A 22735-nucleotide genomic window follows, 5' to 3' on the forward strand; every position below is an offset into this window, starting at 1 on the left:
TTTTTTTTTTTAGGGTCATGGGACAATATCGTGTGTGTAAACAAACACTTATGCACATCCAAATTGTTTACTTCCGGAGAAAACAAGCATGTCCAAACAAGGTAATGCCCTTAAAGTCTCAAAGGGATGGGCGGTAGCGTCTTTATTTCATAAGGCACGCGCAAACCGACAACTTAGAAAATTCATTAATAACGGAGGGTTGATTTTAATTTCACTTATGGTCGCTCATCCAGCTTTGGCTGGCGGCACTGATTTACTCGCATCCCAAAACACGACAGTTAATTCAACCTTCGGCTCCGGTTCATCTCTTGTTAAATGGTTCTACATAGCCGAAATTATTATGGGGCTGTTTATTTACATCAAAGTACGTTCACCACTGGTATTTGTCGGTATCGTAATGTGTATCATTTTTACACGCGTCGCTTTCGGCATTGCGAGTTAAGAATGAGCGGGGAAGAGGATAAATACGACTTCCCGGAAACTCTCAATCAGCAGGAACGTTATATTGGTCTTCCACTCGATGAAGTGATTATTGTTGCCCCGTTAATTGTCCTTGGGGTTCTTAACGATATGTCTCTCGAACTTTCCATTGTGGCGGGTCTGCTGTGGGCAATAATCAGGCATCTGAAAAAAGGGCAGGGTTCGTACTGGTTACTTAATTTTTGCTACTGGCACCTACCCTCCATTCTGTTCAGGATGACCTTTCGACAAATACCTGATTCTAGTTTCCGGCACTGGAGAGCTTAACTAATATGAAGCTTAAAATTAAAGGCGAGCGCGATAAACAACTCCGCTATGCGTTTATTGCACTGGCTTTATTGCTTCTGCTCAGCGCCGTGGGAAATGTTCTGACAGGGTCTCTTGCGTGGTATTTCGCCACAAAACAGAAAACCATCACTACACCCATGTCATTCAATCAACCATTTACCTCTGATGCTTCTGGTGCTGACGCTACCGGAATGACTATGTTCGCCACCGCCTTTATTTACTGGCGACTGAATGTCAGTCCGGAAAACGTAGATAACAACCAGAAAATGCTGCTCGGTTTTGTCCCATCCGCCGAACGGGATGAGCTGAAAAAAGCACTGGATATTGAGGCTGAACGTATCAAAAAAGGCGGAATCACCACCCGCTTTGATACAAAAGAAATTCGGGTAATGAATGAACCTGGCGTGGTTGAGTTCAGCGGAACACTGAAGTCCTCCACAACCAATGGCGCTATCACCACACCGCTTAAGGACCAGGAAAAAACCTACCGACTGAAACTGAGTTATATCGAAGGACTGGTAAATCTTCACCTGTTCGAAGAACTTCAGCCGGCCATCACCACTAACTGACAGGACTGCCAATGAAAATCCGTATTTCACCGGCAGCTGCTGCTGTGTTACTGGCAACGGGACTTTTTACCAGCGGCCTTCGGGCCGCTTCCGCCCCCGCTGCCATTCCGTTTGAGAACGACGCCGCCTTTAATGTCACTCTCAGCAATACCAATCCCAGCAAGGTTGTTATTAACGGAGAACTGATTACCAGCATCAGCGGACCATCCGGTGCCTATGACCAGAGCCAGACAGATGACGGCGCCCTTATCCTTTCACCACTAGTCGGTCAAAACTTTACTGTATTCATTCAGACTGACCGGGGCTCATCTCTGAGCCTCAATGTCCGGCCCCACCCAGGAAACGGTAAAACACTGCGATTTACCCCTGTGTCTCCACCGCTTCGCAAAAACAATGATGCGAAAGCATGGGAGGAAGGACAGAGCTATGAAAAAACGCTCGTTTCCCTGTCACGTATTATCGTTAACGGCGACGTTCCTGATGACTACCAGGAATACCCAATAAGTCGTATGCCTGCATATAACCCGGGCACGTCAGTACACCTGGTACCTGAACGCCAGTTTGTGGGGAACCATCTGCGAATAGTGCGTTTCCGTATGTCCAACTCCGGCAATATTACTCAGAACCTGCGTGAACGTGACTTCTGGCGCAAAGGTGTCAGGGCCGTGATGCTCTCCCGGCATCAGCTTTACACCGGTGGAGAAGGGTATGCCTGGGTTATTTTTTCAGATGACGGAGAACCGCGCTCATGAGTCTGAATGAAAATCTTAAAACCCGACGCAGACAGATAACTGTCCTGGCCGCCGTCATTGCCGCCGGGGCAGCTCTGGCTGGAGGGGTTTACTGGTATGGGCTATATCAGGAAAAACAGAAAGCACCGCCCCCGGCTGCCGCCCCAAATATGACGGGTGTGGTTACTGCCTCGTTCAATGAAAAGGTCAACGATGCTGCACTGGCACAGCAGCAGGCCAAGACGTCTGCGCTTGAACAGAATGTCAACATGCTGTCTCAGAAGCTTGACCAGAACATACTTAATACAGGCCAAAAACTGGCAGAAAAGGATGCTGAAATACAGCGCCTGACTGACCTGTTAAACCAGAAAGCCTCCGGCAGCAATGCGACCAGTGGCCAGCAGACACCACCTGCTGGTCAGAACGGAACACCACTCCCTGGTCCTGTTGCTGCCGGTCAGGCCCGACCGCCAGAATACTCCATAACTCCAGCAGGCACACCGTCCGCCAATGGTGCTGCCAATACGGGACAGGGGGTTGGATTTTATCCCGGAGGCTCTGGCCAGCGTGTCATGGGAGGACTTACCACCTCAAAGTTTTCTTATGAAAATCTGAAAAAGAAACCAACGAAACTGCCGTGGATACCATCAGGCTCTTTCTCTGACGCCATTATGATTGAAGGTGCTGATGCAAACGCCAGCGTTACTGGCCAGCAGAATACCCGCCCGGTGACTTTCAGGTTGCTTGGTAATATTCAGATGCCTAACAACAAGGAATATAGCGCTGATGGCTGTTTTGTTGTCGGGGAAATATGGGGGGATATCTCCAGTGAACGTGGTGAGGTACGAACTAAATCAATCAGTTGTGTGCTGAAGAATGGAAAGCATATCGATATGGAATTCAACGGACATGTCAGCTATCAGGGCAAAGGTGGTATCCGGGGAAAACCGGTTATGCGTAACGGTATGATTGTGGGTTATGCAGGTGCGGCTGGCCTGCTGTCCGGCTTTGGTGAGGGGATTAAATCTGCATCCACGCCGTCTGTAGGGTTGGGGGCAACTGCCGATGTTAGTGCCGGCGATGTGTTTAAACAAGGGTTTGGCGGAGGGGCTAGTAAGGCTGCTGACACCCTGAGCCAGTACTGGATTAAGCGCGCCGAACAATACCATCCAATCATTGATATCGGTGCCGGTAACCGCGTTACCGTGGTGTTCCAGAAAGGTTTCCGCCTGGAAACTCTGGAAGATGCGGAAGAACAAAAAGCGAAGGAAGCCCTGCAGAATGCGGCAAATTCAACACAGAATGAAACCGCGCCTCAGTCCGTCAGCCAGACGACATCAAACAGCACCACTTCAGTGGGAAATATTAACCCGGATGACGTGTTACGACAGGCCAGCCAGTTGCGTCTCGGCGACACGATTAACTGAGGTGGATGATGAATGATAACGACAGATTGTTTAACAAGATTGGCGTGGATATAAGGATGTGGCGTGACAATGCTTATCCTCCACGCATCACGTGGATTTGGATACTGTCAATTACGTTCAGTCTCCTCAACGCAGGTGTATGGATTTATGTAAATACATACTGGTGGTCATCCTGGTGGTTTCAGTGTACTGCCATCTTTGTTGGTATGTGCCTTTTCCCTTTTCTGTTTATGAAAATTTTTGGCACTCTTCCTGGTTCCTGGCCTGAAGTACTGGACAGAAAACTGGCCATATATAAGCCACTGAACATCGCTGTGTGGCAGTGGCTACAGTCCACGGTTACCGAAAGAAAGGAGCTTTCTCTGGATGTTATTCAGCAGTGGTATGAGGCAGAAAGAAAATACCGGTATGAAATAACATCAGGAAAATCGACGAAAACATGTCACTTCCGGTTCATTCAGAACATCCCGGACATCAACGGCAAGGGGAGCGGGGGGCGTGAACGTTAATATACTCTGTGGACTCCAGCCACACTGATTTTCATCCTCAATTACTTCCATTAGTACCTAATAATTTACCGGAGTTACCCCATGAAAAAACTGATGGGCGCTGCACTGCTGTGTAGCGTACTGACCGGCTGCGCCGGTATGAATTCTGATTTTGACTGTAATAAAACCGCGACCGACCAGTGCCTCACAACCGGGGAGGCAAATAAACTGGCCGCCCAGGGCAAAAGTCTCGACGACCTCACCGCGGATAAATCTGCAAAAAAGCCTGCGGGTGAAACCCTGCCGGCACTGCGCAATGTGGCTCCTGTCGTTAATACGTCACGTCCTGTTTCAGTCGCAGCAACCGGATCTCCTGGTTCTAAGTTAATCGCGCCACGTCCTCTTGCTGCTGTACCAGCAGGAACTATGCAGACCGGAGTGACTCCGCGTATTACTTCTTCAGCCGTTGGGCAGCCAGCTCCTGTCAATACGGCAGGACGGGTTCAGGCGCAGCGTATACCTGACGCGACCCAGCGCCTATGGATTGCACCGTGGGTGGATACCGATGACAACTTCCATCAGCCGTCCGTGGTCGAGTTTGTGAAAAACAAATCGCACTGGGATGAAAGCTATCGTGTTATCGGGGAGGGGGGCGAATGATCAGTTTAAAAGATGACCCCACTTCGCCAGATATGACACTGCTGACTGAAGAGAGAGTGTTAAACAATTCCGGATATCGAATGGAGATGAGTGTCGATGAGCCCGTGTGTTTCAACCTCACTGAAGAGGCCCGGCAGCGCCGTCTTGAGCTGATCCGTTCTGTTGTGGAGGGGCGAAAATGAGCAGCGTTCTGGATACTCTGATGGGTTTGATTGAAAGAGGACAGCACAAGGATGGCGCAGCAACTGCTCGAGCCAATCTTGAGCAAACATGGGATTACCCCTCCCTGGTTGCCAGCCTGCCATACCGTTATTACGATGAAAAAAATGACCTGTTTATCAATACGGGGACGGCAGGATTTGTTCTCGAACTGGCCCCGCTTCCGGGGGCCAATGAGCAGGTGATGGCGGCTCTTGATGACATGCTGCGTAAGAAGCTTCCGCGTAAAACACCTGTCACCGTTATTCTGACCGCAAGTAAATGTGTGGGTGAGCGCATTGCGGCTGGCGTCAGCACCGACATGTGGAAAGGCCAGATGGCCGATCACCTGAATAAAATCACCCGTGCTTTCTGGGAGAGATCAGCTTTACACGGTCTGGCAAACAAGCGTGAATACCCGCTTTACCTGCGTAATTACCGGATATTTATTGTCTATGGTAAAGCCGTTAAACGATTTTCTCAGCAGGTGATGGATGAGCTGGTTCAGCTACGTAACACCATTCGTGTTTCTCTGGGGGCGGCTCGTATTGATTCCATCAATACTGACGTGAACGGTTTCCTGTCAGTTATGCGTGAAATGATGAACTACCGTCATGAGCAGGTTATGACGTCTCCGGGCGACTATAACGAGGATGAGTTGCTCAACCGCCAGGTGGTTGATCCGTCCATTGATTTTGAAGTTCATCCTTCACACTTACGTATTGAATTACCTGAAAAAATAGAAACCAACGGTACACGGCTTCCTGCATCAGTCTGTCGTATCGTAAATATGCAACTGAGTAAAAATCCACGTCGCTTTGCGCTCTGGCAGGGGGCCGATAACCTGCAGAATATACGCTTCCCGGATCTTGGCATTCCTTGTCCGTTTATGATTACCTGGACAACTGAGCTAGAGGAACAGACATCAAGTCAGAGCGAGGCTTTCCGCAAGGATACGGATCTGTCCAAAAAAGCAAACTCAGCCTATGGCGCTTTGTTCCCCGGAACCAAAAAAGCAGCAGATGAATGGCGTAAAACGCGCGAACAGCTGTATACCAACGAAATTGCTCTTTGCCGCACGTATTTCAACGTGACGTTGTTTACACCTGACAACAATACAGAAGCACAGAAATGTGAGCTGGCGGCAGTGAACGTCTTTCGTAAAAACGAACTGGAAATGGTCACGATTCAGTACCAGCAGATGCGTAACTGGCTGGCCAGCTTCCCTTTCGTTATGCAGGAGGGGATGTGGGAGGATCTCAAAACGACAGGGGCCACATTACGTGGAAAATCATGGAATGCGGTAAGCCTGATGCCGGTAGTAGCCGAACGTCAGTTATCACGTGGAGGAATGCCGCTTCCGACCTACCGCAACCAGGTCGCTTTCTTCGATATGTTCGACGAAGAGAATGGCAGTACCAACTTCAACATTGCAGTCACGGGAACGTCTGGTGCCGGTAAATCATTCCTGACACAAAGTATTCTCCGCGATGTGCTGAACGCAGGTGGATTTGGCTGGGTTATTGATATGGGTGACAGTTACAAGAACTACTGCCTGCAGGCCGGCGGTGTGTATCTGGATGGTGCTCAACTGCGCTTTAACCCGTTTGCTAACGTCAGGGACATCAAGCTTTCTGCTGAAGGCATTGTGCGACTCCTTGCGGTACTGGCGAGCCCAACCGAGCCACTGGATGTTGTTTGTGAGGCGATACTGAAAAAAGCGGTCATGCATGCCTGGGAACAAAAGGTAAACCGGGCACGCATAGATGATGTTTATAACTATCTGACCAGTGAGGAAGTTAATACCGCGTTTGCGGACAAACCGACCATTATTGCCCGAATGGCTGAGCTGGCCATGTTGCTGGAAACCTACTGTACCTGGGGGGCTGATGGTGAATACTTTAATGCCGACAAACCTACCCTTGATGACGAAACCCGTTTTGCGGTGCTGGAACTTCTGAGTCTGGAAAACAAGCCGAAGCTGCTTTCCGCTATCCTGTTTTCTCTCATCCTCGCGATTCAGGAAAAGATGTACCACAGCCCGCGAGATCTCAAAAAAGTCTGCATTATCGACGAAGCCTGGCGACTGCTCGGTGGTTCTAATCCTCATGCAGCCCGCTTTATCGAAACTGGCTACCGTACCGTACGCCGACATCGTGGTGCATTCATTACGATTACTCAGGGCATTAAAGACTTCAGTGCCGGTAAGGAAGCTGAAGCTGCATGGAATAACAGTTCAACCAAAATCACCCTGCTGCAGGATACGAAAGCCTTCAAACAATACCTATCTGATAATCCGGATCAATTCTCTGACATGGAAAAGGAAGTTATCCGTGGTTTCCAGCCGGCAATCCAGACCGATTACAGCTCGCTGCTTATCAGTGCAGGTGAATACAGTTCCTTCCATCGGCTGTTTGTTGATCCTGTTACACGCGCCATGTTCAGTTCCCGTGGCGAGGACTTCGCATATATGCAAAACGCTCAGAAAGCAGGGGCCACATCAGAAGAGGCCGCCTATTTGCTGGCTGAAAGGAAGTTTGGTGACGAACTTCACGAACTTGAAGAATGGGTGAAAGCGGCATGAGTAACAGTAACGAAAAACCGTATAGCGACGACACAGTACGCGAGGGCGTATCAATATCGGGCTGGCTTACTTCAAGGAATTTGAAACTGGCTGCCTGTGTGCTGGTTTCTCAGATGTTTTGGACCGGAATTACAGTGGCCTACATAAAACTCACTGCGCCAGAAATCGTGGTCTTCGACATGAAAGGCACGATCGACCTTTTTATGCAGCAGTCAGCACAACTGCAGCTCGATGAGGACAAGGCGAAAGCACTGACGACACGTTTCAATACGGCGATGTCCGATAGTCTGGATGAGTGGCAAACCTCGCATAACGCCATCATTTTGGTGAAACCTGCGTCTGTCAGCCCGTTACCGGATATCACGACTGAAATCCGTAGCGATATTGCCCGCCGTACTCAGGAGGTCCCGTGAATACACGACCTGCACTGACAGCCCTGATACTGCTGGCACTGTCAGCCAGTTGCGGTGCGAAAGATCTGGGTACCTGGGGAAATGTATTTGAACCTGCCGAGCAGGACATGCTGGATTTTATCCAGAACCGGCTGAAGGGAATGGAACAGAGTGGGGAACTGGATAAATTGCGTGGAGAAGCCGTTGAACGGGTGAAAAGGAATGCCGTCCGGCCACCTGCTGTTGGGGGGCTGACCAATGCTGAAAAATACCGCAGCTTTGTATTTGACCCTACGTTTACTGTCCAGGAAACCATCACGGATATGCAGGGAAATGTTATCGCGCGCAAAGGAGAGCAGGTAAATCCACTGGATAAAGTCCCTTTCAACCAGGTGCTGTATTTTATCGATGGCGATAATAAAGACCAGATGGAATGGGCCAGAAAGGAGCTCGCGGATAAGACGAACGCAAAAGTGATTCTGGTTAAAGGCAATATTAAGGACACCAGTGATGCCCTCAATGAGCGTATTTACTTCGATCAATCAGGAACCCTCACGCGCAAGTTTGGCTTCTCAAATATCCCTGTGCGTATATCCCCCGATGACCGTGTACTTAAAGTGGAAGAAATTCCGGTATCAGGAGCAAAGAAATGACAACAACAACGCTGGGCGATCTGTTTCCCGAAATGCGTACGATCGTTACATCACCTGAAAGACCTCGCTGTTCACCCCGTAAATTCCCTGGCAAATCTGTAAAGAAAAACGTTCGACAGGGAACGGCAAACAAACTTAAGTCGTTATATCCGGAGATTAGCTCCTGGAGTCCGGTGCTGGTGACGCAGGCATGGTTTAACTGGCTAAAAGTCAATCAGATGGAGCTTGTTGAGCCAGAAACCCGGGATGAGCGTTTCCCTGAATACCTTGTTGCGTTAATGGTGTCACATATGAAGGAGACAAAGGCATGGACATAGACGTGTCAACGATTCTGTTATTGATGGGGTTGATCGTAATACTGAACGCCTGCTTTTTTCTCATTTTGGCAATGAGAAAAGGTCGCCAGAACGTTGATATCTCTGTGCCACGGGCACTTTTTGAGGATGAACCTCCTGTAATGGGGCGCTGGGAAAAACATGCTTATCCTCTTACTCAGGTGATAGTCAGTGTGAATGCTCAGCCACACACGATAACCCGCGACCTGGTGTTTTGTCTTGAACGCGCTGCCAGTTGTATCACGAGTAACGAACTACCGGGAAATTCTGAAGGATGTCATTATCGTGGTGACTATGGAAATAACGGTTTAGCGTTTCCTGAATACTCCGCTCACTGGCATGTTCATGCGCGTTTGTGCTTTGAATCCCCTGGCTTTTTTCCTGAACCCGCTGGGTGTACGTTACCCCCGTTGATAAAAATGGCCGGCTATCTTGCTGAAGGCAGTCTGGCCCGTCATATCGTCGTTATTGTCCAGGGCACGAAGCACACTTCTCGTGAGTTACTTTCCCTGTACCTCACTAAAGCGGCGAACTCCATCGCCACTGGCGCGACCGAGGGTTCTGAGTTTGACGATGACAGTGGCTACGCATTCATTGTTGTTCAACCAGTATCAGTAACATGATGATTATTTACTCTATTTGATATTCAACATGTCCGGCAGCTGGACATCGTTTTGCACTTCAGCCAGCCCCCATTTTTGTTTAATCCAGACAAGGTAAATCCATGAAAAAAGACCCTGAAGGTGAAAAGGGCCGGAATATTTCCATCTCGTCACTACGTCATGATGAAGGTTCAGCCAGAAGGCTGGATGAGATCCTCAATGAGAACCCTCTCTACAAACCTTCAGCCGTAATGCGTGGTGGCATTCTTGCCCTGTATGAAATGACTCAGGAACAGCGACTGGCCATCATTATGAAAGCTGCCGCCAGTGCTAAAAACCACTGATATTTCCCTGCCCCCGCAGCTCTGATGGTGGCACATCCGGAGATCCCCATGACCTACTTTGAACCTGTAAAGGCGGTTGCAGTAATCCGTGACACAAACGGCTTCTGGACTCACCCACACTACTTTAAACCTTCATGTGATGAAGCCTCCCGGTCCGATTTCGATGAATGGCTACGCATGAATCAACTTGTCTGTGCACTTCGCTGGCTGGAGAACGATGCGCCTCCGCAGGTTATTGAAGCCTGGGAAAACGGATCATCAGATATTCGTGAATGGCAGCCATCATCTCCTGCAGAAGAGGGCTGGTTTATTGGCTCGATACACGATACTGAAGACGGACCTGTTTGCGTGTGGCTCAGGGGGGTGGCATGAAACGCTTTGTCTGGTTCTCCACATTACTTCTGGTACTGGCCTGGACGCCAGCGCCGGTGTTTGCCTCAAGTAATGCCGGCGAGGGAAGGTGGGTGAATCCGATTTCGGATATTTGCTGGAAATGTATGTTCCCCATGTCAATTGGTAGCATCAAACTTGCTTCAGGCCCTCTGCCTGACACCAGTAATCCATCCTCCCCCATACAAATTTGCCCTGTTGGAATATTGTACCGCATCGGGCTGGCAATTGGATTCTGGGAACCGATGGCGATGGTCGATGTCACCCGTGAACCTGGCGTTATGGTGAACATGGGCGGATTTAAAATTGATCTCGGTCGGACGGGTACCGGAACGGCTGGCCAGAGCGACCGTCCTGCTGCTGGCACGTTCTATCATGTTCACTGGTACAAATACCCACTAATTTTCTGGCTTAACATTATCACCAGTCTTGGCTGTCTGCAGACAGGGGATCTGGATATTGCTTACCTTTCAGAAATCGATCCATTGTGGAATGACAGCACGCTGTCCATGATGATCAATCCGGAAGCCTCACTTTTCGGAAATCTGATTGCGCAGTCAGCATGCGCGGCGGATTCTGTGGCAAGTGCAGTCGGCCGCCCATTGGCCCCATTATTCTGGTGTGCGGGCAGTCAGGGGTCGATGTATCCCATGACAGGCTATACCAGTGGTGAGTTTTCCCCTCTTGAATCATCACTTCTGGTCAGTGAACGCATGGCGTTCAAGATGCACCGTGAAGGTCTGGTCTGGAATTCAATTGGCGCGGATAACGCAGTCTGCAACCAGTATCCATCCCCCATAATTCCGAAAGATCGCTGGCGTTACCAGATGGTGAATATGTTCCCGGAGAGCACAGATTGCCATGCTTTTGGGGCCACTACTCAAACCTGGGGGATTAAACATAATACCCCCAATTCAAAAAAGAATTTCGGTTACCTCTTCTGGCGCAAACGTAACTGCGTTTTTCTGTAAGGAATTAACAATGAAAACAATCAAGTGCCGGGTGCTGCTTGCCAGTACTCTTTTATTCTGCACATCGTTTGTATCAGCCAGTGAGCAGTCTGCTGTGTCCGTCAGGGATATGTCGTGGATAAAACAGCAGCAGCAAGAACTGGAAGCATTTAAACAGAATCTCCAGGGCCAGACATTACCCCTCCCGATCGAACAGCAGAGACAGATTAACCGTCTTCAGGAGGACATTTCCCGTCAACAACCCTCTGCCCAAAACGGGGAAAAACACACATTTCCTGCCATCTACTTTGTCAGTCTTGGCCTGCCTCGCGAGGGGTTGTTACCCATGCTTCGTGATGCAAACCGCTATGGCATTCCCGCCACTCTCCGCGGGCTGGTTAACAACGATATGCGTAAGACAGCTGCGACGATATTTGAACTGGCTAAAGAAGATAAAAACATTGGCGTGCAAATCGATCCGACGCTGTATACCGAATATCACATTACTGTCATACCGGCTCTGGTGGTTACCTGTCCGGGACATTTTGATGTTATTCGCGGCAGCCTTCCTCTCAGGCAGGCCCTGGAGAGGGTGGCTGAACGTGGAGACTGTGCAGCAACAGCAAGACAGTTGTTGAAGGAGGGAGAATGAGAGCATTTTGGGGAGGGCTGATACTCCTGTTGCCGTTACTGGCTGTGGCCGATACAACCAGTGATGCTTTTAATGCCGGGGCAGAATTTGGCAAAGGAAATAAAGGGCAGGGCACTAATAGCCTGAATAATCCGGATCCGGTGACAGGGAGCATTCCCGGATACACCGCGACACCACCTGAAACAGGGTATTACGGTGGAGTTAAAGGCGATGATGCCGGACTTGCAAATAAAGGTATGGAAGGGTTGCTGAACAGTAACGCAGGGCAGGCAGTTATCGATGCCGGTACTAAAAACCCGTTACCCGTTATCGATCCCAATGCTCCTTTTATTACAGCAGGCAAGGATGCTGAATCAAACGCTGAGGGGATGGTCAACGGAACCGGAAACCCTCAACAATGCCAGGAAACAAACGTTTCAAAGTCCGAATTCTTGAAATATACCTGCGAGCGTGACGCCTGGATAGAACAAAGCTGTAGCCGTACTGCAAAAATTGTTATTGAGGGGGATTCCACCTGGGAAACTCAGACGTTGCAATACGAACTCTACGATATACCCATGCAGGAAATTAACGGACGAAATGTCGTCACCATCGTTCCCCAGGTGAGCGGAGAAATTATTCAGGCCACTTATTCATGGCAGGATAACAAAGGTAACAAACCCCGTTTCTTCATGAATGTTTCCATTCTGGGGGCAGAAATTCCCTGGCACAATAAAGGCAATTACCAGAATGTCAGCTTTACACCCGTACCGGCGACGCTGACCGCCGGCGTTGCTTTTACGTCATCTCATCCGCATGAACTCAGGGACGGTTCGGGCCGACAGAAATTTTATAAACATGTCCCGATGACCATCAGGCTGGTTCTGCGGGTGAAAAAAAATACCAGCGTGCCTAAAGTGGAATGGACTGAATCGTGCGGATTTCAAAAGAGCAGAGGTGTGCTTACAGCAAAAAGCAGTCCTGTTTTCGTATCCAGCACCTGCTCAGAGGCCGGGGGTTATAGACCGGTGACTATTGATGGTGTTGTACAGCAAGTGTGGAGTGATTGCTGGGAGTATATGGATCAGTATCTGGTTCAGTCAGGTTCAAATGGCACCTGTGAACCGCTGATGAAAGATCCGGCGTGTACCGTGACCGGGACGCAGTGTCTGACGCAAAACGGAAGTTATTGTGAGCACGAAAAAGTGAATTATGAATGTCAGCGTACATTCACTTCTGGTGGGGTTATCTGCGGTGGTGATTATTTCTGTAAAACAGGCGACTGCAGTGATACAGATGGTGCCGGAGACAGTGGTTTTGACGAAGCAGTATCGAAACTGGCAGGACTGGCATCCGCAGCTGATGATGTTAAAAATGGCCAGAATGCCGTGGATGTTAAGGCATTTACCGGGAAAGTGACCAGTTGCCGTAAAGCTATTGCTGGCTTTTCTAACTGCTGTAAAGACTCCGGATGGGGCCAGGACATCGGTCTGTCGGCTTGTAACAGTGAAGAACTGGCGTTGGGCAAAGCGAAAGCTAAAAAAATTACAGTCAGTGTTGGTGAACGCTGCGATCGTGAGGTTCTGGGCGTCTGCCTTCAGAAGAGTAAAGTTTACTGCGTGTTCGAAGGAAAACTGGCTCGTATTATTCAGGAGCAGGGACGTCGTGACCAGCTTGGTGTTGGGTTTGGAAGTGGTAAGAATCCTGACTGTCGGGGAATAACTATCCCGGAGTTACAAAATATTAATTTTGACTTAATTAATTTTTCTGACTTCTACAGTGACCTGATGGATAACCAGAAAATCCCGGATTCATCGGTGATGGTTAAACAGGTGAAAGATCGCATTGCGGCACAGGTACAGCAAAATCAGGGAGGGAAAAAATGAGGCAACTCATATCTTCGCTCCTGGTGCTGGCAGTCAGTTTGCCTGCAATAGCCGATGAGATTGTGAAACCCGCAGATCCCTTCACTGGCTGGTTCTGGTACAACGAACCAAAAACACCACCTGAAAAACCACAAAAGAAACAGCCACAACCACCATCAGTTATTCCTGATCTCAGCAAGATGACCGCCCAGGAACAGGCAAAGGTGCTCAGGGGATACACAATGGAGGCGCTTAATCGCGCCATCCTGTATCCCACGAGGGAAAACACTGCCACATTCCTGCGCTGGCAGAAGTTCTGGACGGACAGGGGATCGATGTTCAGTCAGTCCTTTGCTGCGGCACAGTTGAGTCATCCTGACCTGGATTACAATCTGGAATATCCTCATTACAACAGCATGGCGCCGTTCGTGCAGACTCGCGATCAGCAGGCCCGGCAGAAAGCAGTGGAACAGATGGCGCAACAATACGGTCTTTTCTACTTCTACCGTGGCAGTGACCCGATTGATATTCAGATGGCCGGTGTGGTGGCTGATTTTGCAAAGTCGAACGGGATATCACTGATTCCGGTTTCGGTAGATGGTCAGGTGGCGGCATCACTGCCACAAAGCCGGCCAGATTCAGGGCAATCCCATGCAATGAACATATCCCATTTCCCGGCGCTGTTTCTGGTTGAACCGAAAAATAAAAACTACCGCGCGTTGTCCTACGGTTTCATGACGCAGGACGACCTTGCTAAACGCTTTCTGAACGTATCCAACGGGTTCAAACCCGGCTCTTAAGGATTATTCCGTGAATAAATTTGAATATGCACGTGCTGTGCGTACGTTGTCGCGTGTCGCATTTTTTTCTCTGGTGACGGCGCCCTCTCTGATGATGTTTGTACTTTTCATTACGCTGACATTTAACAATTCGATAGCTGGTAGTTTCCTGTCAACAGCCAGGTCTCTTATCGACGGTGCTCCGGATGGGATGGTAATTAGTTCAGTGTGTGACATACCGAAGATGTCACCTGATGACTTATCTGATGAGAAGTCTATTCCATCTTTATCTGCTGATGATCCCGTTTCCCATCCGGGGTCCCCCAGGTATTTAGCAAAATGTATCACAGGGATGAAAGCCGCCTCTGAATGGCAGAGGGAAACTGACAGTACTATCCGACAGCTGTATCTGCTTTCTGTGGTTATGGGATTAATTGTTTCGTGGTTGTTCAATGGCGCACGTATCCCAGCCCGTTTCTTTATCAGGAGAATGAAATCATGAATTCATGTTTTGTGAGGCTAATTCATCTTCTCTGGTGGGGGGTGGTGGCTAAGTGTATGAATTATAGGGTTTCATATCCGGTAACGTTCACTCAAAGCTTGTTGATTTGGAGCTGTTATCTGATGTGGACACTGGCAGTGTTGCTCATGGTTATAGCCAGCGTGCATGAATGGCAGGCTGAAGCACGCAGCCTGTCCAGAAAGGGGGCATAGTATGAAAAGTAAAATTGTCGCCAGTCTTTTTATGTTGTTTCCCCTGATGGTCAGTGCTGGCGTGAGGGATGAACTTGCGGCTCTGGATGCAGCTAAAAGGAAGCCCCAAGAGGTGATGCCCTCAATACAACAATCTTCAGTAAAACAACCCAGCCTGATGGCATTACCAGACGGTCGCCAGGTGAACATGAAGGATTATGCAGTTGTATTGTTTATGCAGGCACACTGCCAGTACAGCGCGAAATTTGATCCACAACTTAAGGATTGGGCCGATCAGCACGATATCAAAGTATATCCGTATACGCTCGATGGCGGCGGTGACCCTTCATACCCTTCACCAATGATACCGCGCAAAACGGATCAGGCTTCCCCAATAGCAGATGAAATAATCACTTTCTTTGGTAATGGTTTGCCTATTGCCACGCCGACGGCCTTCATGGTGAACGTAAACACGCTCAAGGCTTATCCGCTAACCCAGGGTGTGATGGACATTCCTGTTCTTGAAAGCCGTATGGCCAGTCTTATTCAGGCCGATCTGGATAACGTTGACCCGAAAACGCTGCCGCCCATGCCAGCAAGTTCGCAGCTCACACCTCAGTAATACAACCGGACTACAACATGATCACTTATTCGTATGCACTGCCGCGTACCGAACGCGTCTGGCTTTTGTTCAGCATTACGTTGCTGGTATCCGCGACAATTTATGGCTTGTACTGCCGGACACTACGCATTGCGGATTTCTCTTCAAAAGCCGACTTACAGGGGAAACCGTTATGATTAAATCACTGGCAGTGGCCGCAGGTATTTTTATTACAGGTTTATCAGTATCTCCTGCCCGGGCTGATGTTAATGGTGACCTGAACGGGTTTTTTGGCAGTCTGGGATACAGCGGAAACGTCTCACAGGCTCAGGCCTGGCAGGGACAGGCGGCGGGTTACTTCTCTGGCGGTTCGGTGTACCTGCGAAATCCAGTCAAAAACGTACAACTTATTTCGATGCAGTTGCCTTCTCTCAATGCCGGCTGCGGTGGCATCGATGCGTATCTCGGCTCATTCAGTATGATCAGCGGCGAAGAAATTCAGCGCTTCGTTAAACAGATAATGAGTAATGCGTTGGGATATGCTTTTGATCTTGCCCTCCAGACGATGGTCCCCGAGCTGAAGCAGGCTAAGGACTTCCTGCAAAAACTGGCCAGCGATGTGAACTCGATGAACATGAGCTCGTGTCAGGCTGCTCAGGGCATCATCGGTGGGTTATGGCCAGTGACGCAGGTATCACAACAAAAGATTTGTCAGGATATTGCCGGCGAAACCAATTTGTTTGCAGACTGGGCCGCATCTCGTCAGGGCTGTACGGTCGGCGGGCAGAGCGACAGTGTGACTTCCCGGGCTGGCGATAAGCAGAAAGATCAGGTTCTGAAAAACAAGAACCTCATCTGGGATTCACTTAGCAAAAATGGATTACTAAGTGGTGACCGCGCCCTGAAAGAGCTGGTAATGAGTACCGTCGGCTCAATTATTTTCAACAGGAATGGTGATGTCACTATCCTGACACCGCTGGTTGATAACCGCGACCTCATTAAGGTGTTGATGCGTGGCGGTACAGCAAAAGTCTACGGATGTGATGAAGCCTCACTCTGTCTGAATCCGGTCGTCACCAACCTCAGTATCTCCGAATCAAGCGCCCTTGTTACCCTGGTTAAAAACCTGATGATCTCCATGCAGAACAAACTGGTGGATGACAGACCGTTGACCGATCAGGAAAAAGGGTTTGTGAACACCACGTCGGTTCCGGTGCTGAAATATCTGACCAACGCTCAGAGCATGGGAATGAGTGCGACCTATCTGCTGCAGGTGTCGGATTTTATCGCTCAGGATCTGATGATTCAGTATCTCCAGGAGTTGGTTAAACAGGCCAGTATGTCCCTGGCGGGTAAAAATTTTCCGGAAGAAGCCGCTGCGAAGCTGCGTGACAACGTTATTCACGCGCAGGGCCTGCTGGCTGACATGAAACTGCAGTCAGCGGCAGATCAGAATGCGCTGGATGGTATCGACCGTAATATGCAATACCTGCAACAGCAGGTGTCCACCATTGTTTCCGGCTCATACCAGAGCAACTACCATTGGGGTGATCGCTGATGCTTGAGATTTACACCATTTACGGCGGGGGAATGTGGAAAACGGCGCTGGACGCCGTTGTTACCCTCATAGGTGCCAGTACATTCAGTACGCTGTTGCGCATGGCAGGAACCTTCGGGGTACTGGCTGCGCTGATCATGTTTATCAAACAACGTAACCCTATGGTGTTTGTACAGTGGCTGGCTGTTTTCATGATTATTACCACAATTTTGTTAGTTCCGAAGCGTTCCGTTCAGGTGATCGATATATCTGATCCTGCAGCTGTCTGGAAAACCGATAATGTTCCGGTTGGACTGGCTGGTATTGCATCTCTGACGACAAGTGTCGGTTATAAGATGACTACGTTATATGATTCTCTGATGGCCCGCCCGGACTCGGTAACCTACAGCAAGACGGGGATGCTTTTTGGTTCACAGATAGTGGCCGAAACGAGTGACTTCACGACACAGAACCCGGAGCTGGCACAGATGCTGCCGGATTATGTGGAAAACTGCGTCATTGGTGACATTTTGCTGAACGGAAAATATACCGTAAACCAGCTGCTGAATTCATCAGACCCACTCGCGCTTATTACCAGTAACCCAAGTCCGTTGCGTGGAATATTTAAAACATCCTCCACAACGAGACAGTTTATAACCTGCCAACAGGCTGCTGGCGAAATCAAAACGCTGGCAAATGTTGAAGCGAATCCTGGTAGTGCAACTTTTACCTGGCTGACGAAAAAGATATTCGGCAATAAGCTTAATGGTGCAACGTTGCTGTCCAGTGCGATGGGGGACAGTTACGGCTTCTTTTATGCAGGGGGGATGACCGCCGCGCAGATTATGAAGAACAATATCACCAACAGTGCGGTACGTCAGGGAATTAAAGGATTTGCAGCTCGCTCATCAGACACCGCAAACCTGCTGAATCTGGCAACAGAAAATGCGGCCACTAAACAACGTCTCAGTTGGGCATCAGGGAACGAACTGGCAACACGCACGCTGCCATTTGCACAATCATTGTTGATGTTGATCCTGGTGTGCCTGTTCCCGTTGATGATTGCTCTGGCGGCCACAAACCACAGCGTTTTCGGACTTAATACGCTGAAGATTTACGTGAGTGGTTTTATCTATTTTCAGCTTTGGCCAATCATGTTTGCCATTCTGAACTACGCCTCAAATTACTGGCTGCAGTCGAAAACTGGAGGGACGGCTCTTGTGCTCTCCAACAAAGATATTGTGGCGTTACAGCATTCGGATGTGGCGAACTTGGCAGGATACCTTTCGCTTTCAATTCCGGTACTCTCGTTCTACCTGACCCGGGGTGCTGCGGCAATTGGATCGCAGGTCGCCGGCGGTATGCTCAGTTCTGCGGCCTTCACGTCTGCCGGTGTATCTTCTACAACAGCTGATGGAAACTGGTCGTTTAACAATATGTCGATGGATAACGTCAACCAGAACAAAATGGATACAAATCTGGTACAGCGTCAGGGTCAACAGACATGGCAGGCAGATAATGGTTCTACACAGACAATGACTGCCGGTGGCCATACCGTTATTGATGGCTCTGGTGCTATGTCTAATCTCCCTGTGAATATGAAACTCAGCCAACTGGCCAGCAGTGGATTCCAGGAGTCGGCGCGTCAGTCGCAGGTACAGGCGCAAACTGCACTGGATGGTTATAACCATAGCGTGACCAGTGGCTGGTCCCAACTGGCGCAGTTATCTCGCCAGAGTGGTACCAGTGACAGCCTGAGTTCAGGCAGTGAAAACAGCCAGGCAACAAATGCCACACGTGGCGCAAGTATGATGATGTCCGCAGCGGAGAGCTACGCCAAAGCAAACAATATTTCCACACAGGAAGCATATAATGAGCTTATGTCAAAATCAGTTGAAGGTAGTGTTAATGCTGGCGTGAAGGGTAAATTTAATACTGGTGACCAGGCATTTGGCAAAATTGGCAAATGGGCAACAGGAGTATCGGTTGAGGGATATGGAGGAGTTGAGGCTAAGGGAAGTAGTGGAAGTTCTCATGGTACTCAGGAGACTAACGCCAGTACACAGGATATGCGGCATGACAAGAACAGTCAGGCTGTAAATGATTTCCGTCAAGGGATGGATATGGTTACCAGCAGTCGAGTGAGTGATGGATCAAATCATACAGAGAATGCAGGAACTAGCGACGTTCAGCAATTTGCAGCCACGCTTAATGATGCGGAAAGCAAATATCATCAGTACACCACCAGTTCGACGCAAAGCAATGAATTCAGCCGTATGGCCACTATTGCACAGAACCAGAGTGCTAGTCTGGATACCAACTACACCCAAGAATTTGTGGATTGGGCCGCTAATAAGTATGGTGACAAGGCTCAGAGCATGCTGACAACTGCTCCAAGTGCACGCGAAGCGGCAATGGAATTTGTGAATGAACGTCTGAAACCTGAAATTACCGGAGATTATCAGCAGGGCCGTTCAGACCTTGTAACCGGTTCAGAACATGAACCATTCAGTGGTAAACATATTGTGCATCCTGCTCAAAGTAATCAGCAAATGATGGGAAATTCAGATACACAAGGGGGAATGCATTACAGTTCGTCTGGAAGTTCAGAAGGGGTAACCAGTACATCTTCTGGCGACTCACATTTATATGGCGATCAGAACATGCCAGTAAGGCAAGATACTTCTGCCCGAGCAACCGAATCGTCCTTAGCAGATTCGGGACATAGTTACAGCGATGGACAGACAATGAGAACTGCAGAGAATCATAGCGACCATACTAGAAATCAATATGGTGGTGAAGAATATCGTTCAGCCCCAGTAGTTAAAACCCATCGCGGTGAAAACCATTCAGTAGGTAGCAGAGATTATGCCTCTGAAACCAAGGCGATAAACATCACCGCTGACAGAACTGCCGCGGGCGGGCGTATCATCGGCAATGATATGTCAGATTCTTTTAAGGAAAATCAGGAAAAGCTGCACGAACAAAGAGGACAGGTTTTTGAGTCTCAAAACGAATTAAAGCGTAGGGCTGCAGAACAAAGATCTGATATTCAGAATAATATCAACAATTCTGCTGGAGAAATTGATAAAAAACAATCCACTGTTCAGGCATCCAGTGATATTCTTAAAGGCGAAAGCGAAAATATTAAATCTCAATTTTTAGAAGGTAAGCGCGCAGAAGATTTAAGACAAACTGCATTGCCTATTCTCCACAGTGATGAGATTGAGAAACATAAGCAAAACATTGAAGAATTGAGAAAGAGAGTGAGGTAAACATGCTGACATTCAACGACGTTAATCGTGATATTAAAGCTATTTTAGATGGTGTTTCTGACAATAATCGACCTGTGCCATCAGCGGTTAAGACAATGAGATCTGCATTAATTTTGCCTGCGATTGGTAGTCTTCTCTCTGCATTAACATTTGGTATAGTATGTGCCAACCTTAACCACAGAAATTTAAGTGTCAGCCTGTTTATAGAGTATTTTTTCTCAGGTGGAGCTATACCAGTTTATATGTCTATAGTAGCAGGTCTTTTCCAGTACATGTTGTTGCTTCCTTACATTGGTCTTTACAATTTGATACCTCAAGATATCAGGAGCAAAACCCCGCTGATAATTCATTTTAAAAGTGCTTTGTTTAAGGGCAGTGTGTTGTACATCTGTGCATTAGTGGTGACATGCTTGATGTCTTTCTACAATCCCATTTATTTATTATCAACACCAATTCTGATGATTGTGGCAATTTTTGTTACTTCAATCACTGTTAATTTAAAAGTGACAAAATATGGGGTTGCACCATTGTTAAAAAAAATCAAAAACAATCTTAATTAAGTATGATTTCAAATATAAGCCTGTATTCTTTTAAAAGAATGCGGGTTTTTATCTTAATTTATATTAATAAGTGTTTAACTGCTTGAATTAGTGGGGTTGTTTAAGGTTTTAAATGGACTTTTCATTATTTCATCAGTGGTTATTAGTAATTAAACTTGTAAGCAATCCTTATATATTGAGGCTTGAATGTTGCTTATTGATTCCCTATTGAGATACTTCTTGAAGTAATGCGCTATATCAATGAATTTTAGACTGAATTTCAGGATAAGTAGTGCGCTGGCAAAAATAAACAGGATGAACCATGAAATTAAAACAATATGCAGTTGTAACTTTAGTTGCCTCTACCCTAGTGCTTTCTGGCTGTGGCGCCATGTCCACTGCTGTGAAAAAGCGCAATCTTGACGTGAAGACTCAGATGAGTGAAACAATCTGGCTGGAGCCATCCTCAGAGAAAACTGTTTATCTCCAGATTCGCAATACGTCCGACAAAGACATGTCAGGCCTGCAGGCGAAAATTACCAGTGAACTGGCTGCAAAAGGTTACCGTGTTTCCAGTTCTCCGGATACGGCCTACTACTGGATTCAGGCCAACGTCCTGAAGGCAGAGAAAATGGACCTGCGTGAATCTCAGGGCTTCCTGAAAACGGGCTACGAAGGAGCTGCGATGGGTGCAGCTCTTGGAGCTGGCATCACTGCGTATAACTCAAGTTCCGCAGGTGCCACACTTGGAGTTGGTCTGGCCAGCGGCCTAATCGGTATGGCCGCTGATGCGATGGTTGAAGATATTAATTACACGATGGTGACCGATCTACAAATCTCTGAACGCAGTAAAGCCACTGTCACAACGGATAATGTTGCCGCTCTGAAGCAAGGAACCTCTGGAGTTAAGGTGCAAACGAGCACTGAACAAGGTAACAGGGCAAAATATCAAACCCGCGTGGTCTCAAATGCCAACAAGGTAAACCTCAAGTTCGAAGAGGCGAAGCCAGTACTTGAAGCACAACTGGCCAAATCTATTGCCGGTATTATGTAACTCCTTTCAACTTCCCGTTGTCAGGAAATCTACCGCACTGACGATGAGATCTCTCATCTCAGGGCGGTAACTGTGAATATCCTCCTCATCAAGCTCATGAAGATAGACGGTCTGAATCAGCTGCGTCATCAGAATGTATCGTTCACCATCGATGTTAACGACCGGATTGATCTTGCTCATTCCGGGTAATGACGGACGCCATCTGACAAAAGGAATGATGACGCGTGTATTGAGATCGATTAGCTGGTCGGTCTGAGCTATGACGAAATACGGATATTCCGGATTATCCAGCCTTCTGAATACTGTTCCCTGATTCATTTAAAGACTCTCAGTGCTGCGCTGCTACCTGGAATAATGTGTTCGGCTGTGAACTTGTTCATGGCATCAATAGCCGCTTTATTCTCCTGTCGCCACCTGGCCTGACGTTCAGCACGTACCACGTCCTCAAGGGCAGAGTTGAGAGCAGCTGAAAGGTTGATATTCAACATCTTCGCTTCGTCCACCAGGGCGGCATCCAGCGAAATATTGGTGCTTCTTTTGCGCGACCGCATAGTCGTATTCATTGTTAAATCCTCTGCGCATCATGTATGCGCATAAATATAGCGCACTTTAGCTTCGCAGCGTAAGTGCCCATCGTTATTCCTGTGAAATTTCGCTTCCTCGCATGACT

Annotated in this window: 28 protein-coding genes; 26 read left to right on the plus strand and 2 right to left on the minus strand. The window is 48.3% G+C overall.

Translation table 11 applies throughout. From position 1 onward, the window contains the following. The first annotated feature begins 88 nt into the window (after window positions 1-88). The 26 genes from FDW94_RS23300 to traT all read left to right on the plus strand — a co-directional run bounded on the left by FDW94_RS23300 (window position 89) and on the right by traT (window position 22065). On the plus strand, window positions 89-442 hold the full coding sequence (locus FDW94_RS23300) for a type IV conjugative transfer system pilin TraA (RefSeq protein WP_137378327.1): 354 nt from the start codon (window positions 89-91) through the stop codon (window positions 440-442). A 2-nt stretch (window positions 443-444) separates the two neighbouring features. Continuing rightward, complete coding sequence (traL, locus tag FDW94_RS23305; RefSeq protein ID WP_137378328.1) at window positions 445-747, plus strand: type IV conjugative transfer system protein TraL; 303 nt, start codon at window positions 445-447, stop codon at window positions 745-747. A 5-nt stretch (window positions 748-752) separates the two neighbouring features. After that, on the plus strand, window positions 753-1337 hold the full coding sequence (locus tag FDW94_RS23310) for a TraE/TraK family type IV conjugative transfer system protein (protein ID WP_137378329.1): 585 nt from the start codon (window positions 753-755) through the stop codon (window positions 1335-1337). A gap of 11 nt (window positions 1338-1348) precedes the next feature. After that, window positions 1349-2089: a type-F conjugative transfer system secretin TraK gene (gene traK / locus FDW94_RS23315; protein ID WP_137378330.1), complete on the plus strand. Its 741-nt coding sequence runs from the start codon at window positions 1349-1351 to the stop codon at window positions 2087-2089. Then, window positions 2086-3495, plus strand: coding sequence for an F-type conjugal transfer pilus assembly protein TraB (traB, locus tag FDW94_RS23320; protein ID WP_137378331.1), 1410 nt, complete (start codon window positions 2086-2088; stop codon window positions 3493-3495). Before traK ends, traB begins: the two co-directional genes overlap by 4 nt. A gap of 8 nt (window positions 3496-3503) precedes the next feature. Continuing rightward, window positions 3504-4004, plus strand: coding sequence for a hypothetical protein (locus tag FDW94_RS23325; protein ID WP_212734178.1), 501 nt, complete (start codon window positions 3504-3506; stop codon window positions 4002-4004). 81 nt (window positions 4005-4085) lie between these two features. Beyond that, window positions 4086-4643, plus strand: coding sequence for a type IV conjugative transfer system lipoprotein TraV (gene traV, locus FDW94_RS23330; RefSeq protein ID WP_137378333.1), 558 nt, complete (start codon window positions 4086-4088; stop codon window positions 4641-4643). Next, window positions 4640-4825 carry a hypothetical protein gene (locus FDW94_RS23335; protein ID WP_103771739.1) on the plus strand — a complete coding sequence of 62 codons (186 nt, stop codon included), beginning with the start codon at window positions 4640-4642 and terminating at the stop codon, window positions 4823-4825. The genes traV and FDW94_RS23335 overlap by 4 nt, the downstream gene beginning before the upstream one ends. Further along, complete coding sequence (traC, locus tag FDW94_RS23340; RefSeq protein ID WP_137378334.1) at window positions 4822-7425, plus strand: type IV secretion system protein TraC; 2604 nt, start codon at window positions 4822-4824, stop codon at window positions 7423-7425. The genes FDW94_RS23335 and traC overlap by 4 nt, the downstream gene beginning before the upstream one ends. Further along, window positions 7422-7838 (plus strand): type-F conjugative transfer system protein TrbI, encoded by a 417-nt coding sequence (gene trbI / locus FDW94_RS23345; RefSeq protein WP_137378335.1) that lies wholly within the window; start codon window positions 7422-7424, stop codon window positions 7836-7838. Before traC ends, trbI begins: the two co-directional genes overlap by 4 nt. Then, window positions 7835-8470, plus strand: a complete 636-nt coding sequence (traW, locus tag FDW94_RS23350) for a type-F conjugative transfer system protein TraW (RefSeq protein ID WP_137378336.1) — start codon at window positions 7835-7837, stop codon at window positions 8468-8470. The genes trbI and traW overlap by 4 nt, the downstream gene beginning before the upstream one ends. Beyond that, window positions 8467-8787 (plus strand): hypothetical protein, encoded by a 321-nt coding sequence (locus FDW94_RS23355; RefSeq protein WP_137378337.1) that lies wholly within the window; start codon window positions 8467-8469, stop codon window positions 8785-8787. Before traW ends, FDW94_RS23355 begins: the two co-directional genes overlap by 4 nt. Continuing rightward, window positions 8778-9428 (plus strand): hypothetical protein, encoded by a 651-nt coding sequence (locus FDW94_RS23360; RefSeq protein ID WP_137378338.1) that lies wholly within the window; start codon window positions 8778-8780, stop codon window positions 9426-9428. Before FDW94_RS23355 ends, FDW94_RS23360 begins: the two co-directional genes overlap by 10 nt. 101 nt (window positions 9429-9529) lie before the next feature. Continuing rightward, the gene (locus tag FDW94_RS23365; RefSeq protein ID WP_103771745.1) at window positions 9530-9751 is read left to right on the plus strand and encodes a hypothetical protein; all 222 of its coding nucleotides are present in this window, start codon (window positions 9530-9532) and stop codon (window positions 9749-9751) included. A gap of 48 nt (window positions 9752-9799) precedes the next feature. Next, window positions 9800-10123, plus strand: coding sequence for a hypothetical protein (locus tag FDW94_RS23370; protein ID WP_137378339.1), 324 nt, complete (start codon window positions 9800-9802; stop codon window positions 10121-10123). Next, on the plus strand, window positions 10120-11112 hold the full coding sequence (gene traU / locus FDW94_RS23375) for a conjugal transfer pilus assembly protein TraU (protein ID WP_137378340.1): 993 nt from the start codon (window positions 10120-10122) through the stop codon (window positions 11110-11112). The genes FDW94_RS23370 and traU overlap by 4 nt, the downstream gene beginning before the upstream one ends. Window positions 11113-11122: 10 nt before the next feature. Continuing rightward, complete coding sequence (gene trbC / locus FDW94_RS23380; RefSeq protein WP_103771748.1) at window positions 11123-11743, plus strand: type-F conjugative transfer system pilin assembly protein TrbC; 621 nt, start codon at window positions 11123-11125, stop codon at window positions 11741-11743. Then, entirely contained in the window at window positions 11740-13608 is a 1869-nt protein-coding gene (traN, locus tag FDW94_RS23385; protein WP_137378341.1) for a type-F conjugative transfer system mating-pair stabilization protein TraN, read from the plus strand. The genes trbC and traN overlap by 4 nt, the downstream gene beginning before the upstream one ends. Then, entirely contained in the window at window positions 13605-14387 is a 783-nt protein-coding gene (gene traF, locus FDW94_RS23390; protein ID WP_137378342.1) for a type-F conjugative transfer system pilin assembly protein TraF, read from the plus strand. Before traN ends, traF begins: the two co-directional genes overlap by 4 nt. Window positions 14388-14397: 10 nt before the next feature. Further along, entirely contained in the window at window positions 14398-14868 is a 471-nt protein-coding gene (locus FDW94_RS23395; protein ID WP_137378343.1) for a hypothetical protein, read from the plus strand. Window positions 14869-15081: 213 nt separating this feature from the next. Beyond that, the gene (gene trbB, locus FDW94_RS23405) at window positions 15082-15681 is read left to right on the plus strand and encodes an F-type conjugal transfer protein TrbB (RefSeq protein ID WP_137378345.1); all 600 of its coding nucleotides are present in this window, start codon (window positions 15082-15084) and stop codon (window positions 15679-15681) included. 17 nt (window positions 15682-15698) lie between these two features. Beyond that, entirely contained in the window at window positions 15699-15857 is a 159-nt protein-coding gene (locus FDW94_RS23590) for a hypothetical protein (RefSeq protein ID WP_170974263.1), read from the plus strand. After that, window positions 15854-17218, plus strand: coding sequence for a conjugal transfer pilus assembly protein TraH (traH, locus tag FDW94_RS23410; protein ID WP_103771754.1), 1365 nt, complete (start codon window positions 15854-15856; stop codon window positions 17216-17218). The genes FDW94_RS23590 and traH overlap by 4 nt, the downstream gene beginning before the upstream one ends. After that, window positions 17218-20472 (plus strand): conjugal transfer mating-pair stabilization protein TraG, encoded by a 3255-nt coding sequence (gene traG, locus FDW94_RS23415; RefSeq protein ID WP_137378346.1) that lies wholly within the window; start codon window positions 17218-17220, stop codon window positions 20470-20472. The genes traH and traG overlap by 1 nt, the downstream gene beginning before the upstream one ends. Before the next feature lie 2 nt (window positions 20473-20474). Beyond that, window positions 20475-21032, plus strand: a complete 558-nt coding sequence (locus FDW94_RS23420; protein WP_137378347.1) for a hypothetical protein — start codon at window positions 20475-20477, stop codon at window positions 21030-21032. 301 nt (window positions 21033-21333) lie between these two features. Beyond that, window positions 21334-22065, plus strand: coding sequence for a conjugal transfer complement resistance protein TraT (gene traT / locus FDW94_RS23425; RefSeq protein WP_049271085.1), 732 nt, complete (start codon window positions 21334-21336; stop codon window positions 22063-22065). A 6-nt stretch (window positions 22066-22071) separates the two neighbouring features. Here the strand turns inward: traT and FDW94_RS23430 are convergent, their stop codons facing one another. Next, window positions 22072-22383 (minus strand): CcdB family protein, encoded by a 312-nt coding sequence (locus tag FDW94_RS23430; protein ID WP_137349569.1) that lies wholly within the window; start codon window positions 22381-22383, stop codon window positions 22072-22074. Then, on the minus strand, window positions 22380-22628 hold the full coding sequence (locus tag FDW94_RS23435; RefSeq protein ID WP_049271083.1) for a type II toxin-antitoxin system CcdA family antitoxin: 249 nt from the start codon (window positions 22626-22628) through the stop codon (window positions 22380-22382). The genes FDW94_RS23430 and FDW94_RS23435 overlap by 4 nt, the downstream gene beginning before the upstream one ends. Window positions 22629-22735: the final 107 nt, after the last annotated feature.

This window comes from Citrobacter sp. wls757 (assembly GCF_005280935.1).
GTDB classification, from domain to species: domain Bacteria; phylum Pseudomonadota; class Gammaproteobacteria; order Enterobacterales; family Enterobacteriaceae; genus Citrobacter; species Citrobacter portucalensis.

Bases quoted from the DNA above. Each gene is read 5' to 3' on its own strand.
- traC (WP_137378334.1), top strand. From the start codon at position 4,822: ATGAGCAGCGTTCTGGATACTCTGATGGGTTTGATTGAAAGAGGACAG.
- FDW94_RS23310 (WP_137378329.1), top strand. From the start codon at position 753: ATGAAGCTTAAAATTAAAGGCGAGCGCGATAAACAACTCCGCTATGCG.
- FDW94_RS23335 (WP_103771739.1), top strand. From the start codon at position 4,640: ATGATCAGTTTAAAAGATGACCCCACTTCGCCAGATATGACACTGCTG.
- traG (WP_137378346.1), top strand. From the start codon at position 17,218: ATGCTTGAGATTTACACCATTTACGGCGGGGGAATGTGGAAAACGGCG.
- FDW94_RS23365 (WP_103771745.1), top strand. From the start codon at position 9,530: ATGAAAAAAGACCCTGAAGGTGAAAAGGGCCGGAATATTTCCATCTCG.
- FDW94_RS23360 (WP_137378338.1), top strand. From the start codon at position 8,778: ATGGACATAGACGTGTCAACGATTCTGTTATTGATGGGGTTGATCGTA.
- traU (WP_137378340.1), top strand. From the start codon at position 10,120: ATGAAACGCTTTGTCTGGTTCTCCACATTACTTCTGGTACTGGCCTGG.
- traF (WP_137378342.1), top strand. From the start codon at position 13,605: ATGAGGCAACTCATATCTTCGCTCCTGGTGCTGGCAGTCAGTTTGCCT.
- traK (WP_137378330.1), top strand. From the start codon at position 1,349: ATGAAAATCCGTATTTCACCGGCAGCTGCTGCTGTGTTACTGGCAACG.
- trbC (WP_103771748.1), top strand. From the start codon at position 11,123: ATGAAAACAATCAAGTGCCGGGTGCTGCTTGCCAGTACTCTTTTATTC.
- FDW94_RS23370 (WP_137378339.1), top strand. From the start codon at position 9,800: ATGACCTACTTTGAACCTGTAAAGGCGGTTGCAGTAATCCGTGACACA.
- traH (WP_103771754.1), top strand. From the start codon at position 15,854: ATGATTAAATCACTGGCAGTGGCCGCAGGTATTTTTATTACAGGTTTA.
- FDW94_RS23420 (WP_137378347.1), top strand. From the start codon at position 20,475: ATGCTGACATTCAACGACGTTAATCGTGATATTAAAGCTATTTTAGAT.
- traT (WP_049271085.1), top strand. From the start codon at position 21,334: ATGAAATTAAAACAATATGCAGTTGTAACTTTAGTTGCCTCTACCCTA.
- traL (WP_137378328.1), top strand. From the start codon at position 445: ATGAGCGGGGAAGAGGATAAATACGACTTCCCGGAAACTCTCAATCAG.
- traV (WP_137378333.1), top strand. From the start codon at position 4,086: ATGAAAAAACTGATGGGCGCTGCACTGCTGTGTAGCGTACTGACCGGC.
- traB (WP_137378331.1), top strand. From the start codon at position 2,086: ATGAGTCTGAATGAAAATCTTAAAACCCGACGCAGACAGATAACTGTC.
- FDW94_RS23590 (WP_170974263.1), top strand. From the start codon at position 15,699: ATGATCACTTATTCGTATGCACTGCCGCGTACCGAACGCGTCTGGCTT.
- FDW94_RS23300 (WP_137378327.1), top strand. From the start codon at position 89: ATGTCCAAACAAGGTAATGCCCTTAAAGTCTCAAAGGGATGGGCGGTA.
- FDW94_RS23325 (WP_212734178.1), top strand. From the start codon at position 3,504: ATGAATGATAACGACAGATTGTTTAACAAGATTGGCGTGGATATAAGG.
- trbI (WP_137378335.1), top strand. From the start codon at position 7,422: ATGAGTAACAGTAACGAAAAACCGTATAGCGACGACACAGTACGCGAG.
- traN (WP_137378341.1), top strand. From the start codon at position 11,740: ATGAGAGCATTTTGGGGAGGGCTGATACTCCTGTTGCCGTTACTGGCT.
- FDW94_RS23435 (WP_049271083.1), bottom strand. From the start codon at position 22,628: ATGAATACGACTATGCGGTCGCGCAAAAGAAGCACCAATATTTCGCTG.
- FDW94_RS23355 (WP_137378337.1), top strand. From the start codon at position 8,467: ATGACAACAACAACGCTGGGCGATCTGTTTCCCGAAATGCGTACGATC.
- trbB (WP_137378345.1), top strand. From the start codon at position 15,082: ATGAAAAGTAAAATTGTCGCCAGTCTTTTTATGTTGTTTCCCCTGATG.
- FDW94_RS23430 (WP_137349569.1), bottom strand. From the start codon at position 22,383: ATGAATCAGGGAACAGTATTCAGAAGGCTGGATAATCCGGAATATCCG.